The following is a 16,442-nucleotide window of genomic DNA, read 5'->3' on the forward strand; positions in this document are numbered from 1 at the left end:
CCACCGTCAAGCGGATGAAACGCGGCGAGATCATCGAATGGGTGCTCATCCTCCTGGCCCTGGTCGCTTTCGAGATGCAATCCAGGGCCAGGACAACCTAACTTGGTGTCCGTTTTTCGGGGCCAGATTTGCTCGCGCTGGACGAATACCGGGGCGTGCGGATTGCCTCGCCTGGCGCCTTCGTCCGGATCATCGGGCAGGCGTGAGACGAGGCGACTTGCCACAGGGGGAGGAAGACCCTTGAACCGGCTGAAGCGTCTATCGGAACTGCACGAACAGCTCGGACAAGAGCCGTGGCCTGAGACCCCGGAGGGGCTGATCGAGAACGAGTTCGGCCTCTCGGTTGCCGCCAGGTATCAAGGGCTGGCGCTCCGCAATCCTCTTCTCGTCGCCCCCGGTTCCATGACCGTCAGCCTGTCCCAGATCAAGGCGATCGTGCGGGCCGGCTACGCGGGAGCCGTGCTGAAGTCGGTGGTGGGCGAAGACGCAGCAGGCGGCTGCGCCATGATTGCCCAAAGGAAGCAGCCCACCTATGTGCGTACTGTCTACGAGCCTGATGATATCGAGGGGGCGCGGCCGATCATCCACTGGGACGGCCGCCTTGATGCCAGGCCGCTTGCCGAGTACCTAGAGTTTGCCAGGGACGCGAAGCGGCTGGTGGGCTCGGCGGGCTTCCACTGCTTCGCCTCGTTTCTCTGCCACCTGCCGCTTCCGGGCCACGATTTCCTCGAGGATGAGTGGGGCCATACGGCAAGCCTTCTCCTCCAAGCCGGCTATCGGCACCTCGAGATTGACTTCTGTCCTTTCCTTTCGGGAGACAGCTACACAGAAGACCAGGAGAACATCCTTCGCTGGTATCGCAGTTGCACCGGGTTCATCAAATCCGTCTCTCCAGAGCTCCGCGTGGTTCCCAAGCTGCTGAACCTGGACTGGGACCGGGAGTTTCAGCTTCGGATGGCTGAAGCAGCGGCGGCAGGAGGAGCAGACGGGGTGGTTGTGGCCAACCGAATCTACAAGCCCCAGTTCCAGTCAGGACACGGAGGCGAGGAGCTGAGGCAGAGGAATCTGGCCCAGATAAGGAGCATCCGGGAACGGCTCCCGGGACTGGCGATCTCGGCCACGGGAGGAGTATACTGTGGCAGACACGTCTATGATTACCTGCGGGCCGGAGCGGAGAACGTGCAGCTTCTCAGTTACCTGATGGGGCGGGTGAAGAAGCCGTTCGCCAGGACAGCGGGAGGGAGGCTCGATAAGGTCTTCCATCGGTTGTTGCTTGATCCCGAGGATGGCGTGGTGGCGTGCGTCTTGAGAGAGGGGCACTGGCATGAGTGAAGTCGCCCGACGTCGCGGACGCCGCGGCTCGGCAGGAACGAGCGGCCAGCGCGCGAAACCTCCACCGTCAAGCGGATGAAACGCGGCGAGATCATCGAATGGGTGCTCATCCTCCTGGCCCTGGTCAGCCTGTGGCCGTGGATATTCGGCTATCGCCCGGGGTGGTACCGGCTGGTGCTGGTCGCCGCGCTTGCCGCCATGATCTGGGTGGCGGTGCGCCGCATCGGCCGCGTCAGCAGGCAATAGGAAGCGGGCAGGAGGACGCGTTGCCCCGCCGGCTGGCCGCGGGTGCGTGTACGCCGCTAGGCGTTCCCCATGAACCAGGTTGACCTGTTCATCATCGTCATCCTCGGCGTCAACATCTACTACGCGGTGACGCGCGGCTTGCTGCGCGGCCTGGGCGATCTGGCCGCGCTGTTTCTCGCCCTGGGGCTCGGTTCTCTGGTCTATCCGGCGCCGGCGGCGGTGCTGGGTTTCATCGGTTTCCCGCCGCTGGTGCGCGATCTCGTGGGGTTCATCGTCGCCGCGGTAGCGATCGCCGTCGGCGTCGGCTACCTCTTCGGCCACATCGCCGAGCGGCGACCGCTGTGGCCCCTGCTCGACCACGTCGGCGGCGGGGCCGCCGGGGCGGTGATTGGCAGCGTGCTGGTAAGCGTGCTCCTGCTGCTGTCCGCCGCCGTCACCGGCAGCGCGCGCCCGATCGAGCGCGCTGCGCTGGCCGAGCCCTTCGTCGAGCTGGTGCCGGAACTGCACGTGGCGATGGACCGGGTGGGCCTACCCATCCCCAAGCTGGTGCTGCTCCCCCCGCGCTACGAGCAAGAGCTGGTCCCCATGCGCTACGGCCCCCAGTTCATGCGCCTCAACTTCGCGCGGCTGGAGGGGGCGACGTGCATCAAGTGCCGCGGCCCCGTGCGCTTCCTCGGCTACCGGCGCGTCAAGGGCAGCCGCATCGCCCCCAAGTTCGTCTGCCTCCGCTGCGGCCGCACCAGCGACGGCTGCCAGACGTTCCAGGGCATGCACGCCATCTACGGCCAGTGCCCGGTGCTGGTCGCCCGCCAAGGCGTCAAGCTCAACTGCGGCATCTGGACCAACCCCGACTGGGTCTATCCGCTTAGCCCCTGCCCGGTGGACGGCAATGTCTTCACCGGTCCCTAGGCCCCTTCGGGCCGGGATGGCGGCGCTCTGCGCCTAGCCACGTCACCGCCCCCAGGAGCGACAGTGAAGCGTCGGACATGGACATGGACATGCCTCGGCCTCGCGCTGGCGGTCGCCGGCCTCTGGGCGCTGTGCGCCCGCCGGCCTGACGGCGCCCGCGCTGCCGAGCGCGCCTTCGCGCTGCGGACCTCGGGGATCGTGCTCACCGTCCCTGGCGTGGTCGCGCGCATCCTCGACGACGACACCCGCTCCCCGCGTCACCAGCGCTTCATCCTGCGCACCGCGCGCGGCCAGACGCTGCTAGTCTCGCATAACCTGGAGCTGGCGCCCCGCGCACCGGTGCGCGCGGGCGACGCGGTCACGGTGCGCGGGCAGTACGAGTGGAATAACGAGGGCGGGTTGCTGCACAACACCCACTCTCGGCCGCGGCGTCCGAGCGGGTGGATTCGCCTCTCGCGCGTGGGGCGTACGTATCACTAATGGTAGCCGCCGGGCATCAGAACGCCTGCCACGGCAGCAGGGCCTGACGCAGCGCCGCCGCCTGGGCGATGACCAGCCAGGCGTATGCGCCAATGGCAAGCCACTGCAAGCCCTCCCGGCAGCGCCTGAGCCACCGCGCCGCCTGCCATAGGACTATCCCGATGAGGGCGGCCGACCCCATCTCGGGGGCGTAGAGGTAGCGATCATCGGCCTGGACGAAGATCAGCGCCGGCAGATAGAAGGCGATGCGCCATGTCAGCATCACCAGCGCCGCCGACAGAGAGCCCATCAGCAGCACTCCAGCGCCGACGCCGCGCGCCAGCCCCAGCCCGTCCGCCCACCCCAGGCTGCGCAGCTGGATCGCCTCCCACAGCCGGGCCAGCGGGCGCGAGAGGTAGTAGCCGTGCAGACGCATGCCGAGGTGGCGGAACGGGTGACGCTGGGGGGGTGCAACGATGGTGCCCGAGAAGTGGCGAAAAGCTATATAGCCCACGGCCAGCGCCCCCACGATCGCTGCCGCGCACAGCGCCAACCGGCGCGTCCCACGTCGCGTAGTCAGCGCCCACGCCAAGACCACCGCCACCAGCGCCCCGCCCGTCTCCTTGGACCCCACCGCCAGCAGGAAAAGCAGCGCGCCCGTCGCGACCAGCGACCATGCCCGCCGTTGGTGCGCCAGCATGAGAGCGATCATCGCGGCCAACGTGAACATCCCGCAGAGCAGGTCCATGCGCGCGGCGATCCACGCCACCGGCTCGGCGTGCGTGGGCAGCACGGCGTAAAGCGCACCCGCCATCATCCCCGGCAGCCAGTTGCCCGCCAGCAGGGCCACCAGCCACCCCAACAGCAACACCGCTATCGCGTGCAGCGCGAGGTTGACGGCGTGGGAGGGGTGGGGATTCTCCCCCCATAAGCAGTAATCAATCGCGTGCGAGGTGAGGGCGATGGGGCGGTAGTACACGTAAGTGGGGCTGATCGTGCGCCCCCAGAAGGATGATTCGAAGTAGTGGCGCGCACCGAGCAGACCGTGCGGGCGCACCGCGTTGATGATCAGCCGTTCGTCGTGATCGGGGATGCGAAAACCGGTGAATATGATCGGCCAGTACAGGGCCGCGACCACCAACACACACAGCAGCGCCCACACGGCGACGATCCGCTTCTGGCGGGCGGCGCCACGGGATGACCACGCTTGGACCTCGAACAGATCCCCCCACACGTGAACCGTCTTCGCCGCCGACTGCAGGAATCATTCTGCCCGTGCCGGCGCCCAGCGGCCTCTCGCCGCCGCCAGGCGCTGCGCGTGATTGTGGAAATCCGGCCAATACAGCTCGGGGCTGCCGAGCTCGGCGATCACCTCCAGCGCGATATCGAACTTACCCTCGCTCAGCAGCGACAGGACATAGGCCTCGGGGCGGGCAGGGCTGGGACTGGACATGAGCGTCTCCGGGGCGTGATGGCGCCAGTCAAAGTATCGGCAGGCGGGAGGCGTCGCTTGAGGATTCAGGGGGGGGTGGCGCAGCCATTTCCGAATCCCGATGGCTAGGCCCTTCGGGCCGCTGGCTAGGCCTAAAGGCCGCCATCCCGGTCTCTGACCTAGGGACGTGGCGGGCCGATCAGGCGGCCCTAGCCATTCGTCGGGGCCCTCGGCCGTGATTAGACGCGGCCGCTCACTTCTCTTGGTACATCTCCTCGATGAGGTCGCGGTAGCGCTCGGCGATGATCTGGCGCTTGAGCTTGAGGCTGGGGGTGACCTCGCCGGTCGCCACTGTGAACCCACGGTCGAGCAGGGCGCAGGGGCGGGGGCTATCGCCACTGCATCCGGGCCCGCGCATCGAGCTGATCCAGGAATGCCCGCCAGGAACCGGGATCGATGAAGGGATTATGGTCCTCGGTCTTGGCTGCCTGCCGGTCGAACGTCTGATTCTGGCCCGGATGCGCGCCGATGCAGATGTCAACCGTTTGCTCCCTGAGGCGAAACAAAGTACGGAGGTAGTCGTCCCGGCGGCTGCTCGGCAGGTTGTGTTTCCGCATGTACTCATCGGTGAGGGTATTGACTCCCGGACCGCCGTGTATGCCGACGCGCCACGCCCGCCCGCTCTCCTCGACGGAGAAGAAATACGACATCGTGCCCGGAGTGTGGCCGGGAGAGTGGATACAGCGGATATCGGTGTTCCCGATGGTGATCACGTCACCGTCGTCAAGCGGCCGGTCAACGTCGAATCCTTCGTGCCACTCCGTTCCGTATTCCGGCGTCCACGTCAGCTCGGGATGATCGCGAATGATGGTGACGTCCGCCTGCCCCAGCGCGGTGCGGGCGCCGGTAAGCTCCGCCAGCGCTGGGGTCCCGCCGCAGTGGTCGTAGTGCGCATGCAGGTGCAAGATCCAAGCGATGTCATCCGGGTCAAACCCCAGCCGACGTATGCTCTCGGTCAACAGATAGACGGTCTGTGGGAAGCCGGTGTCCAGCAGCACCAGCCCTTCGCCGGTGTCTATCAGGTGGCATGACACGTCGCGGTTGCCCACGTAGTAGAGCTCGCCCGCGATTCGGAACGGTGTGACCGCGTGCTTCCACGGGTGTTCACAGATGTCCGTCGTCATAATCTCCTCCCACAGGCCTTATTGCCGATCACATCACATGCCGGGCGGTCCCCAATTCCGGTCCCATCCGCGCAATGCACCGTCGGCGCACGAGTGCGCGGATTACTCCTCGTCACCGCTCCCGATATAGGTCCTCGATCAGCGCGCGGTAGCGCTCGGCGATGATCCGGCGTTTGAGCTTGAGGCTGGGAGTGACCTCGCCGGCAGCGATGGTGAATTCGCGGTCGAGCAGGGTGAAGCGGCGGATCTGTTCGTGGCGCGCGAGGTCGCGCAGCCGGTCTGCGCTCCGTTGCTCTATCAATGCGCGCACCTCGGGCCGCCCCACCAGCTCGGCGCGCGAGGCGAAGCTCAGCCCCTGCTCCCGCGCCCACGGCTCCAGGCGCTCGAAGTCGGGCACGATGAGCGCGCTCAGGAACTTGCGGCGGTCGCCGTGGACGACGACCTGGCTGATGAAGGGGTCGGTCTGGAGCGCGTTCTCGATGAGCTGCGGGGCGACGTTCTTGCCTGCGGCGGTGACGATAATATCCTTCTTGCGATCGGTGATGGTGAGGTAGCCTGCTTCATCGAGAAAACCGATGTCGCCGGTGTGCAGCCAGCCGCCAGCGATGGTGCGCGCGGTCTCCGCCTCCCGCCCGAAATACCCCTGCATGACATGGGGCCCGCGGGTGAGGATCTCGCCGTCGTCGGCGATGCGCACCTCGACCCCGGGGATCGGCGGGCCGACGGTGCCGTACCTGACCGCGGGTATAGGGTTGACGCAGATCACGGGCGAGCTCTCGGTGAGGCCGTAGCCCTCGCAAATGATGATGCCGGCGCCGCCGAAGAACTCGGCGATCTCGCGCGACAGCGGCGCCCCCCCGGAGATGAAGAAGCGCAGGCGTCCCCCCAGGCGCTCCCGCAGCTTGGTGAACACGAGCCTGCCGGCCACGGCGCACTCGAGCCGGAGCCAGGGGGAGAGGCGGCGCCCCTGGCGCCGCGCCGTCATGCGCGCCGCCCCCACGCCCAGCGCCCACTCGAAGATCGCGCGTTTCGCGCCCGTGGTCTGCGCCACCATCTCCATCACCCGCGCGTGGAGCTTCTCGTACAGCCGCGGCACCGCGGTCATGATCGTCGGCCGCACCTCCACCATGTTCTCCGCCACCGACTCCGCCGTCTGCGCGAAGGAAACGGTCGCCCCCGCCGTCATCATCATGTAATGATCGCAGGTGCGGGCGAAGATATGGCTCAGCGGCAGGACGTTGAGCAGCTCATCGCTTTGGCCGACGGGCAGCACCGCCAGGCACGCCCGCGCGTTGGATAGGAAGTTGTCGTGGGTGAGCATGACCCCCTTGGGCTCACCGGTGGTGCCGGAGGTGTAGATGATGCTGGCGAGGTCGTCGGAGCGCAGCCCAGCCGCCCGTTGCTCCAGGGCCGCGGCGCCGCGCGTGCGCTCCCACTCGGCGCCCTCCGCCATCACTTCCGCCAGTGAGAACACCATCGGATCGGGGCGCGGCTGAGGAGGCTCACAGCAGATAATGTGCGCGAGGCGTGGCAGGCTGCCCTTGACCGCCAGCACCTTCCGCAGTTGCTCGGAACCGGAGACGATGGCGACGCGCGCCTGCGAATCGGCGAGGATGTGCTCCACCTGCTTCGGCGTCAGCGTGACGTAGATGGGAACGGTAACCGCACCGACTGACAGGATCGCAAGGTCGGCGACTACCCACTCCGGGCGGTTCTCGCTGAGTAGCGCGACCTGCCGTTGCGGTTCCAGGCCGAGCGCGATCAGCCCCAGCGCCAGCTCGCGCACCCGCCGCCCGTACTCGGTCCACGAGATGTCGTCATAAACCCCGCCACGCTTATACCGGAGCGCGGCGCGCTCGCCGTAGCGCGCCACCTGCGCGCGAAAGACCTCGGGAATGGTCATCGGCTGTCCGGTCATGGCGCCGCTCCTCGCGAAGCGGATTCCCGTTGTGGCGCAAGCTCTCAGCCGGCGATGGTTTCGGCGATCACCTGCGCGATATCGCGCACCACCACCCCGTCGGCGCCGGCGTCCTTGACGCCGTCGTCGAGCATGGTCAGGCAGAAGGGGCACGCCACCGCGATCGTCGGGGCGCCGGTGCGCAGGGCCTCCGCGGTGCGCTCGGCGTTGATGCGCCGCCCCAGGGTTTCCTCCATCCACATGCGCCCGCCGCCAGCGCCGCAGCAGAAGCTGGTGCGCCGCCGCCGCGGCATCTCGACGATCTGCGCCCCCGACCGCCGCAGCGCCGCGCGCGGCGCATCATAGATCCCGTTGTAGCGCCCCAGGTAGCACGAATCGTGCAGCGTCATGCGCGCGCGCCCGTCGGGCCGCGCCGGCAAACGCCCGGCGGCCAGCAGCTCCGCCAGCAGCTCGCTGTGGTGCACCACCTGGTAGTGTCCGCCGAACGACGGGTACTCGTGCTTGAGCACGTTCAACCCGTGCGGGCAGGTGACGACGATCTTCTTCACCCCGCAGCCGTTGAGGAGCTCGACGTTGGCGCGCGCGATCGCCTCGAACAGGTACTCGTTGCCCAGCCGCCGCACCGCATCGCCGCAGCAGGGCTCCTCCGCCCCCAGGATGGCGAACGACACCCCCGCCGCCTGCAGGCAGCGCACCAGCGCCTGGCTCGCCGGACGGTTGCGATCGTCAAACGCCCCCGCGCATCCCACCCAGTAGAGATACTCGGCGTCAGGGCGGTCGCGCAGCAGCGGCACCTCCAGCCCCTGCGCCCATTTCGTGCGTCCGCCGGCGGGCATGGCGTAGGGGTTGCCGTTGGTTTCGATCTCCTTGAAGAAGTTGGTCAGCTCCGCCGGGAATTGCGATTCCATCATCACCAGCGAGCGCCGCAGGTCCACGATCTTGGGCACGTGCTCGATGAACACCGGGCACTGCTCCATGCACGCTCCGCAGGTGGTGCACGCCCACAGCGCGTCGGGGGTGATCTGCTTGAAGCCGATCAGCGGCTCGCACATCTCCGCCTGCGCCGGCGCGGGCGAGAAGTCACGCCACCGCCGCCCCGCGAGCAGGGCCGGGGCGTTGCGCCGCAGGTTGTCCTTCGCGTCGGCGATGATGTGCTTGGGCGACAAGGGCTTATCGGTGTTCCACGCGGGGCAGTTGTTGTCGCAGCGCCCGCACTGGGTGCAAGCATAGCCGTCGAGGAGCTGCTTCCAGGTGAAATCGGTGACCTTGGCGACGCCGAAAACCTCTGAGTTCTCGAAGTCCAGCCGCGCCAGGTCGGTCACGAATCCGCGGCGGCGCAGATAGACGTTGGGCAATGCGGCGAGGATATGCAGGTGCTTGGAATAGGGGAGGTAGTTGAGGAAGAACAGCAGCACCACCGCGTGCAGCCACCACAGGGCCTCATGCCACACGCCCAACCCCGTGTAGCTAAAGGTCAGCCAGCCAATTGTATTCGCGCCAGGGGTCCACCGCGAGTATGACAGTTGCCCAGTCGCCATCTCGATGCCCGTGGCCAGCAGCATGGCAACCATCAGCACGCCGATGAGGCCGATGATGATGAAGGCGTCGGGGCTGAGCGGCTCGATGTGCCGGGGCCGCAGCACCCAGCGGCGAAAGACGGCGTAGTTGATGGCGAAAAGTACCACTAGCGCCATGATGTCCTGGCTCGCCCGCAATACCCCCGCCGCCGTCGGGCCGAGGAGATCGAACCCCAGTCGCGGGTGAATCCCCCCGGCGATGAAAGCCAGGTTACCGAGCATGAGGACGAGGAAGCCCCAGAAGATGAAGACGTGATGCGCGCTGCCGCCGGCCGCGATAACGCGGCGCTGCAGGAAGCCGTAGTACAGCAGGTGGCCGATACGCCGCACCACGCTCCCGCGCCGATTCTCGGGCTGACCCAACCGCATCGCGCGATAGAGGCGCAGGCAGTTGGCGGCGAAGATGACCACCGCGGCGATTAACAGCAGCGTGAAGATAACCGATTTCGCTATCGGGTACATGCGCTCATCCGCGGCTACGTTCCTCCCACCCCGGCGCGCTTGAGCTCCGCAGTCAGGGCGGGCACGACTTCGAACACGTCGCCGACGATGCCGTAGTCGCACTTGGCGAAGATGGGAGCCTCGGGGTCCTGGTTGATGGCGACGATGACCTGGGACGACCGCATCCCCGCCAGGTGCTGGATGGCGCCGGAGATGCCGCACGCCAGGTAGAGCCGCGGCGACACCACCTTGCCCGTCTGCCCCACCTGATGGGCGTGGGGCATCCACCCCGCGTCCACCGCCGCGCGCGAGGCGCCCACCGCCGCATTGAGCAGCTCCGCCAGCTCTCGCAGCATGGCGAAGGCGTCCGGCCCGCCCAGCCCGCGGCCCCCGGACACCACCACCTCCGCCTCCGCGACATCGAGCTCCTGGCGCTCAGGCTTGATCAGCTCCAGCAGCTCGACCACCGCCTCCGTCGGCGCCGGTCCGGGGGCGGGCATGGTGATGACCTCCGCCAGGCGCGACCCATCGGACGCGCCCAGGGCGAACGCGCGGGGGCGCGCGGTGATGATGCGCGGGCGGGTCTCGATGGCGACGGTGGCGATGACCTTGCCCGCGTACATCGGGCGCTTCTGCGTCGGCGCGTCGGCCGCCACCGAGATGCAATTGGGGGCCAGCCCCGCACCCAGGCGTGCCGCCAGGGCCGCCGCCAGGTCGCTGCCGATCGCGGTCGCGGGCGCCAGAATGCTCTCCGGTTGGATCTCGCGCGCCAGCGCCTCGAGCGCCGACACCGGGGCGCGCGCCGCGCCCGTGAGGCCGTAGATGCGGTCGGCCCCGTAGGCGGCCAACGCCGGCGCGTGCGCCTCGGCGTCACCCACCACCGCCGCCACCACCGCGCCGCCGCGCGCATCGGCCAGACGCCGGGCCTCGCTCACCAGCTCCAGGCTCACCGGGCGCAGGGCGCCGTCGGCGAGCTCCGTCACTACCAGTATCTCGTCAGCCACAACGATCCCTTTCTGCGCCCAGTCTCAACCACGGCGGACGCCGGGCGAAGTCCAGACGATGATCCCTCTGTGTGTCCCGTGCGCGCTGTCGCAAGGCTTCCCCGTCACAGCACCTTCGCTTCGTCGCGCAGGGCCTGCACCAGCCGTGCCACCGCCTCCGCCACCGGCGCTTCGATCACCGTCCCGCCGCCGCGCGCCGGGGGCAGCTCGAACTTGACGATGCGCGTCGCCGCGCGGGCCGCGCCTATGGTCTCCGCGCTGACGCCGACGGCGGCCGCGTCCATCGTCTGCACCTCTTTGCGCTTGGCCTTCATGATGTCTATGGCCTTGGGGTAGCGCGGCTCGTTGAGCCCCTTGTCGGCGGTGAGCACCGCCGGCAGCGGGCAGCGCACCACCGCCGTGCCCGCCTCGGTCTCGCGCCGGGCGATGACCTTGCCCTCCGCGATCTCGACCCTGACCACGGCCGCGATGTGCGGCAGGCCGAGCGCTTCGGCCAGCGCCGCGCCCACGTAGCCGTAGGCGTCATCCACCGCCAGCTTGCCGCACCAGATCAAATCGTAATCGCGGCCCTTGATCGCCGCCGCCAGCACCGCCGCGGCGGCATGGGGGTCGGCGCCCGCGAACGCCGGGTCGGTCAGATGGACGATGTCATCGGCCCCCATGGCGGCGGCGGTGCGCAGGGCCGTCGCCGCGCCCTCGGAGCCCATGCAGATGGCGGTGACGGCGCCGCCCTCGCGCTCGCGGATGCGCAGCGCCTCCTCCAGCGCGTACTCGTCATAGGGATTGACGACCCACGCCAGGTCCTGGGTGTCAATGGCGGCTCCGTTGCCGGTGGGCGTGATCTCCGCCGCGGTGTCGGGGACCTGCTTGACGCAGACGATGACGTTCATCACTCTCGGCTCCTCGTCTCACTGATGGGGTCCGCATGGGGGCGCGGTCAGAACCGCCCCTGGCGGGTCAGGCTGCCGGCGATGACCATGCGCTGCACCTCGTTGGTGCCCTCGAAGATGCGGTTGATGCGCGAATCGCGATAGAACATCTCGATCGGATAGTCCCGCATGTAGCCCATGCCGCCGTGGATCTGCACCGCCTTGTCCACCACCCGGTCGAGCGCGTCCGAGCAGAAGAGCTTGATGATGGCGGCGTCGCGGGTGATCTTCATCCCCTGGTCGTACATCCACGCCCCGCGATAGGTCATGCTCTCCATGGCGAAGGCGTCGGCGGCCATGTCCGCCAGCATCCACTGAATGCCCTGCTTGCGGATGATGGGCTCGCCGAACTGCACGCGCTGCGCGGCGTGGGCGATGCTGAGATCAATCATCTCCTTGGCGGCGCCGGTGCAGGCCGCGCCCAGGCTCAGGCGCCCGACGTCCAGGGTCTTCATCGCGGTCAAGAAGCCCATCCCCACCCTGCCGATGACGTTGTCCTTGGGCACGCGCAGGTCCTTGAAGAACAGCTCGCAGGTGCCGGAGCCGCGGATCCCCATCTTCTTCTCCTTGGGTCCGCGCGACAAGCCCGGCATGTCGCCTTCGATGATGAAGGCGGTGATGCCGCCGCGCACCCCGCGCGACTTGTTGGTGGCCGCGAAGACGCAGATGACGTCGGCGATATCGCCATTGGTGATGTAGAGCTTGGAGCCGTTGAGGACGAAGTCATCGCCATCGCGCACCGCCGCCGTCGAGATCCCGGCGGCGTCCGACCCCGCGCCCGGTTCGGTGAGGGCGAAGGCGGCAATCTTGTTGCCGCTGCACAGGTCGGGCAGGTACTTGCGTTTCTGCTCCTCGGTGCCGTCCAGGTAGATGGGCATGGCGCCGATGGAGGTGTGCGCCGACAGCATCACCGTCACCGAGGCCGAGGCCCGCGCGAACTCCTCCAGCACCACGCAGTAGCCGATCTCGCCCGCGCCCACGCCCCCGACCGCCTCCGGGAAGGGGAGGCCGAAGTAGCCCTGCTCCGCCATCTTCTCCAGCAGCTCCCGGGGGATTTGCTCCTCCTCGTCAATGCGCCGCGCGAGCGGCTTGACCTCGTTTTGTACGAACCCGCGCGTGACCTCGCGCAGCATGTCATGTTCCGACAGGTCGAAATCCATTCGTCCCTCCTGGAGTGAACGCGCGGCCGCAAGGCGGGCGCGCCCTACTGATCGGTGAACTTCGGCCGGCGCTTCTCGAGGAAGGCGCCGACACCCTCGCGCATGTCCCGCGTCTCGCAGATCTCGCCGAAGAGGCGGTTCTCCAGCGCCAGGCCCGCCGCCTTGGCCTCGGCACCGGTGATGGGATCGCCGGTCAGGATCATCTCCAGCGCCCGGGCGCTCCCCACCACCCGCGGCAGCCGCTGGGTGCCGCCGAAGCCGGGGATGATGCCGAGGTTGACCTCGGGCTGGCCGATCTGGGAGCGCTCGCCGGCGATGCGCAGGTGACAGGCGAGCGCGAGCTCGGTGCCCCCACCGAGGCAGGTGCCGTTGATGGCGGCGATGACGGGAACCTCCAGCAGCTCGATGTCGCGCAACAGGCGCTCCCCCTGCCGGGCCAACTCGGCGCCCTGACGGGCGTCGGCGATGCCGGCGATCTCGCGCAGGTCAGCGCCCGCGATGAAGAACCTCCCGGCTCCGGTGATGATCGCGGCCTTGACCGCGCGGTCGGCCTTGATGCGGGCTACGACTTCGCGCAGCTCGCGGATCACCTCCGCCGACAGCGAGTTGACCGGGGGATGGTCCACCATGATGGTGGCGACGCCGTCCTCGACGGTCAAGCTGACATACTTGAATTCGGTCATGATGTCCTGCCAGGCGAATCGCGTCGCGTCGGCGGGCCTAGTGGGTGAAGAACCCCCGGCCCGTCTTCTGACCGAGGCGGCCGGCCGCCACCATGCGCTTGAGCATCGGCGCCGGCCGCGCTCATCGCGCGTGCGCCCACCACCCCCGCCTGGTAGATGTGCATGCCGCCTCCAGCGATGCCGGTCCCCGGCTTGCGGGCGGTCTCTTGGGAGTTCCGGGGGTAGGAGTTCTGTGCGCTGGCGGTGAGAACCTGCCGCAAGCAGCGGCCGCGCCGCATGGCGGTGTCACGCGGCGCCCTCACCACAAGGTGGCGTCGCCGTCCGGCGAGCGCGGCGGCAGGTGCACGTCGCAAGTGGCCGAGGGGGCGTCGGCTGGCGCAAAACGCTTGTTGATCACCTGGGGACAGTATTCGGTGGCGAGTTTGCCGGACTCGGCGCACACGCTCAGGGTGATAGTGCGGCCGGCCTCCGGCGCCCCGCCGGCAGTGGGGCCGTGAATGTCGCACAACGTGCGCGGGGCGGACGCCCGCTCGGCGGGCGAGTACTGCACGACCCGCGTGTTGGGGCATTCGGGCCGGGCGAGCTTGCCGGAATCTACGCACACTGTAACCCGCAACGGCGACGGCGCGCGCCGCTCCGGCGGCTCTGGCGTGACCGTGGTGGGGCGCGCGGGGCGCTGCTCCGGCGTCGCCGACGCGCCCGCGTCGCGCTGGTCCGCGATTTTCATGGCGGCGGTCATGAAATCCTTCCAGATGGAGGCAGGCACGGTACCCCCGAACACGCGGCGCATGGGGGTGCTGTCGCGGTTGCCCACCCAGACGGCGCACACCAGCTTGTCGGTGTAGCCGATGAACCAGGCATCCTTGTAGTCGCTGGCGGTGCCCGTCTTGCCCGCCGCCGGCCATGCGATGCGCGCCCTGTAGCCGGTGCCGCGGGTGACCACGTCTCGCAGCATGTCGTCCATGACGTGCGCCGTCGCCGGCGCGAGCGCCGGGCGCGTGCGGGGACGATAGGAGCTGACGACGCTGTCATTGCGGTCGGCGATGCGATCCACCGGCCGCGGCGCCACATACTGCCCGCCGTTGGCGAAGACGCCGAAGGCGGAGGCCATGTCGAGGGCGGTGACGCCGGAGGTGCCCAGCGCCAGCGAGAGGTACGGGTCCAGCCGATCCCGTATTCCCATGCGGTGAGCGTAGTCAATCACCTTGGGGACGCCGACTTCGTCGAGCAGCTTGACCGCCACCACATTGATCGAGTGCACGAGCGCGTGGCGCAGGGTGATGCGGCCGCGATACCTGCGGTCGGCGTTCTTGGGGCTCCAGGGCTTGCCGCCAGCGCCTTTGTACGTCACCGGCCCGTCCACCATGGTGCTGTCCGGAGTGAAGCCGCTGTCCATGGCCGTCGCGTAGACGAAGGGCTTGAACGCGGAGCCCGCTTGGCGCCGCGCCTGGGTAGCGCAGCTATATTGATCGGCGCGGTAATCCAGCCCGCCGACCAGCGCCTTGATCGCGCCCGTCTTCCAGTCCAGCGCCACCAGCGCGCCCTCGCTCACGCGCTGGCCCTTGGCCTTGGTCACTCCCGCGCGCACCGCGCGCTCCGCCGCCTGCTGCATCTCCCAGTCGAGAGTGGTGTGCACACGCAGGTCGCCGCGGTAGATAACGTTCGCGCCCAGTTCCGCCGTCAGTTGATGCAAGACGTAGCTCGTGAAGTAGGGGGCCTTGTACTGCGTCATGCCCAGCGGCGGCTTGCGTTGGCCCAGGCCCAGCCCGCGGCGGCGCGCCTGCTGCGCTTCCTCCGGCGTGATGTACTTTTGCTCGCGCAAACGCTCGAGCACCTCGTCGCGCCGGTGCTTGGCCGCCTGCGGGTTGAGGAAGGGGTTATAATCGTTCGGGCGCTGCGGGAGGCCCGCCAGCAGGGCGCACTGCGAGAGGCTCAGCGCCCGCACCGGGCGGTCGAAATACGTCTCCGCCGCGACCTGCACGCCGTAGGCGCCATTGCCGTAGTAGATCTGGTTGAGGTAGAGTTCGAGGATCTCTTCCTTGGAGAACGTGCGCTCCATCTGCAGCGCGAGGATCATCTCCTGCAGCTTGCGCCCGAGCGTGCGCTTGGGGCTGAGATAGACGTTGCGGGCGAGCTGCTGCGTGATGGTGCTGCCGCCGCGCACGATGCGTCCGCCCAGCAGGTTGTCGCGCAGTGCCGCCAGCACGCCGCGAGGATCCACGCCGTGGTGCCGGTAGAAGCGCCGGTCCTCAACCGCGATCGCAGCGAGCTGGAGGTCCGATGGGATATCGGTGATGGGCAGAAACTGGCGGTGCTCGCGCGCCACCCGCCCCAGCAGGACGCCGTCCGCGGAATAGACCCGCACCCCCTCGGCGGGGCGGAAGGAGGTGATGTCACCGGGGGGAGGGAGCACCTCCGTCATGCTCGAATACACCCCCGACACGACCCCCGCAAGCAGGGCCGCCATCGCGGTGATGAGCAGGGCGGCGATGGTGATCAGACGCCACCACAGGCGTCGTCGTCGCAGTTTCCTATCGGATGCGGGCAAGGCGGTCTCTCCCCGCACACCATTATACCCTACGCTGCACCTTCGACCAAGCCCCTCGCGCGGTGGGGTGTGAGCGGAAAGTTGGGAGGGGTCGCGAGAATCTGTAGGGGCGCACGGCGTGCGCCCCCTTCACCCCGACGAGTCGGGGTGCCACATTCGGGCACACAACCGGCGACCCCAACCAAGAACGGTCACACCCGCGCGGTGCGGAGCATGAAGCGGCTGGGCCGGCCGCGTCTGACTGCGGTTGCCAGGGCGCACGCCTACATCTGGAACACACGCGCGGGGCGCGGAAGAAGGACTTGGGGAGCGTGGGGGGGGGAGGGCCTTGGCATCAAGGCCCCATCACGCTCCCCAAGATCGTGCGCGATCCGCGCGCGACAGCCGCACGGCCGGCGGGGGCAAGCAGCGCCTCCGCAGTGGCAGGCCCAACCCGCGCCAGCCCGGCGGCAACTCGCCCGCCCATCGCGCCACGGCCGGAGATATAAGTTGGGGAGCGTGCTGGGGGGAAGGGCCTTAGGCGTCAAGGCCCCACACGCTCCCCAAAATGCAGTGCCGGGAAGAAACGGCGGTAGGCACGAGGACGCGGTAGCTTGTGCATGCGCAGGCAGGACTCAGGC

General features: G+C 68.4%; 14 protein-coding genes and 1 pseudogene. 4 read left to right on the forward strand and 11 right to left on the reverse strand.

Annotated elements, in window-relative coordinates:
* The first annotated feature begins 240 nt into the window (after positions 1-240).
* The 4 genes from VM221_13205 (at position 241) to VM221_13220 (ending at position 2,967) form a co-directional block, all read left to right on the forward strand.
* Complete coding sequence (locus VM221_13205) at positions 241-1,332, forward strand: hypothetical protein (GenBank protein ID HUT75779.1); 1,092 nt, start codon at positions 241-243, stop codon at positions 1,330-1,332.
* A 75-nt stretch (positions 1,333-1,407) separates the two neighbouring features.
* Positions 1,408-1,578, forward strand: coding sequence for a hypothetical protein (locus tag VM221_13210; protein HUT75780.1), 171 nt, complete (start codon positions 1,408-1,410; stop codon positions 1,576-1,578).
* Between the two features lie 69 nt (positions 1,579-1,647).
* A complete protein-coding gene (locus tag VM221_13215; protein ID HUT75781.1) occupies positions 1,648-2,487 on the forward strand; it encodes a CvpA family protein in 840 nt (279 codons plus the stop codon).
* Positions 2,488-2,550: 63 nt separating this feature from the next.
* Positions 2,551-2,967, forward strand: a complete 417-nt coding sequence (locus VM221_13220; GenBank protein ID HUT75782.1) for a DUF3465 domain-containing protein — start codon at positions 2,551-2,553, stop codon at positions 2,965-2,967.
* A gap of 16 nt (positions 2,968-2,983) precedes the next feature.
* Here the strand turns inward: VM221_13220 and VM221_13225 are convergent, their stop codons facing one another.
* The 11 genes and pseudogenes from VM221_13225 to VM221_13275 form a co-directional block, all read right to left on the reverse strand.
* Complete coding sequence (locus VM221_13225) at positions 2,984-4,180, reverse strand: hypothetical protein (GenBank protein ID HUT75783.1); 1,197 nt, start codon at positions 4,178-4,180, stop codon at positions 2,984-2,986.
* A 30-nt stretch (positions 4,181-4,210) separates the two neighbouring features.
* A complete protein-coding gene (locus VM221_13230; protein HUT75784.1) occupies positions 4,211-4,399 on the reverse strand; it encodes a hypothetical protein in 189 nt (62 codons plus the stop codon).
* A gap of 368 nt (positions 4,400-4,767) precedes the next feature.
* The gene (locus VM221_13235) at positions 4,768-5,562 is read right to left on the reverse strand and encodes an MBL fold metallo-hydrolase (protein ID HUT75785.1); all 795 of its coding nucleotides are present in this window, start codon (positions 5,560-5,562) and stop codon (positions 4,768-4,770) included.
* A gap of 112 nt (positions 5,563-5,674) precedes the next feature.
* Positions 5,675-7,480, reverse strand: coding sequence for a long-chain fatty acid--CoA ligase (locus VM221_13240; GenBank protein ID HUT75786.1), 1,806 nt, complete (start codon positions 7,478-7,480; stop codon positions 5,675-5,677).
* Positions 7,481-7,524: 44 nt separating this feature from the next.
* Entirely contained in the window at positions 7,525-9,519 is a 1,995-nt protein-coding gene (locus tag VM221_13245) for a (Fe-S)-binding protein (GenBank protein ID HUT75787.1), read from the reverse strand.
* Positions 9,520-9,533: 14 nt separating this feature from the next.
* A complete protein-coding gene (locus VM221_13250; protein ID HUT75788.1) occupies positions 9,534-10,502 on the reverse strand; it encodes an electron transfer flavoprotein subunit alpha/FixB family protein in 969 nt (322 codons plus the stop codon).
* 104 nt (positions 10,503-10,606) lie between these two features.
* Positions 10,607-11,392: an electron transfer flavoprotein subunit beta/FixA family protein gene (locus VM221_13255; GenBank protein HUT75789.1), complete on the reverse strand. Its 786-nt coding sequence runs from the start codon at positions 11,390-11,392 to the stop codon at positions 10,607-10,609.
* A gap of 47 nt (positions 11,393-11,439) precedes the next feature.
* On the reverse strand, positions 11,440-12,591 hold the full coding sequence (locus tag VM221_13260) for an acyl-CoA dehydrogenase family protein (protein HUT75790.1): 1,152 nt from the start codon (positions 12,589-12,591) through the stop codon (positions 11,440-11,442).
* A 44-nt stretch (positions 12,592-12,635) separates the two neighbouring features.
* Positions 12,636-13,274 carry an enoyl-CoA hydratase-related protein gene (locus tag VM221_13265; protein ID HUT75791.1) on the reverse strand — a complete coding sequence of 213 codons (639 nt, stop codon included), beginning with the start codon at positions 13,272-13,274 and terminating at the stop codon, positions 12,636-12,638.
* Between the two features lie 37 nt (positions 13,275-13,311).
* Positions 13,312-13,392, reverse strand: a pseudogene (locus VM221_13270) (3-hydroxyacyl-CoA dehydrogenase family protein).
* 180 nt (positions 13,393-13,572) lie between these two features.
* A complete protein-coding gene (locus tag VM221_13275; GenBank protein ID HUT75792.1) occupies positions 13,573-15,822 on the reverse strand; it encodes a PBP1A family penicillin-binding protein in 2,250 nt (749 codons plus the stop codon).
* Positions 15,823-16,442: the final 620 nt, after the last annotated feature.

The sequence above is a fragment of the Armatimonadota bacterium genome, assembly GCA_035527535.1.
Taxonomy (GTDB): domain Bacteria; phylum Armatimonadota; class Hebobacteria.

What these genes read in the sequence shown, in the direction of transcription:
- VM221_13260 (HUT75790.1), bottom strand. Translation starts at nt 12,591, where the DNA reads ATGGATTTCGACCTGTCGGAACATGACATGCTGCGCGAGGTCACGCGC.
- VM221_13235 (HUT75785.1), bottom strand. Translation starts at nt 5,562, where the DNA reads ATGACGACGGACATCTGTGAACACCCGTGGAAGCACGCGGTCACACCG.
- VM221_13245 (HUT75787.1), bottom strand. Translation starts at nt 9,519, where the DNA reads ATGTACCCGATAGCGAAATCGGTTATCTTCACGCTGCTGTTAATCGCC.
- VM221_13215 (HUT75781.1), top strand. Translation starts at nt 1,648, where the DNA reads ATGAACCAGGTTGACCTGTTCATCATCGTCATCCTCGGCGTCAACATC.
- VM221_13240 (HUT75786.1), bottom strand. Translation starts at nt 7,480, where the DNA reads ATGACCGGACAGCCGATGACCATTCCCGAGGTCTTTCGCGCGCAGGTG.
- VM221_13210 (HUT75780.1), top strand. Translation starts at nt 1,408, where the DNA reads ATGAAACGCGGCGAGATCATCGAATGGGTGCTCATCCTCCTGGCCCTG.
- VM221_13265 (HUT75791.1), bottom strand. Translation starts at nt 13,274, where the DNA reads ATGACCGAATTCAAGTATGTCAGCTTGACCGTCGAGGACGGCGTCGCC.
- VM221_13230 (HUT75784.1), bottom strand. Translation starts at nt 4,399, where the DNA reads ATGTCCAGTCCCAGCCCTGCCCGCCCCGAGGCCTATGTCCTGTCGCTG.
- VM221_13255 (HUT75789.1), bottom strand. Translation starts at nt 11,392, where the DNA reads ATGAACGTCATCGTCTGCGTCAAGCAGGTCCCCGACACCGCGGCGGAG.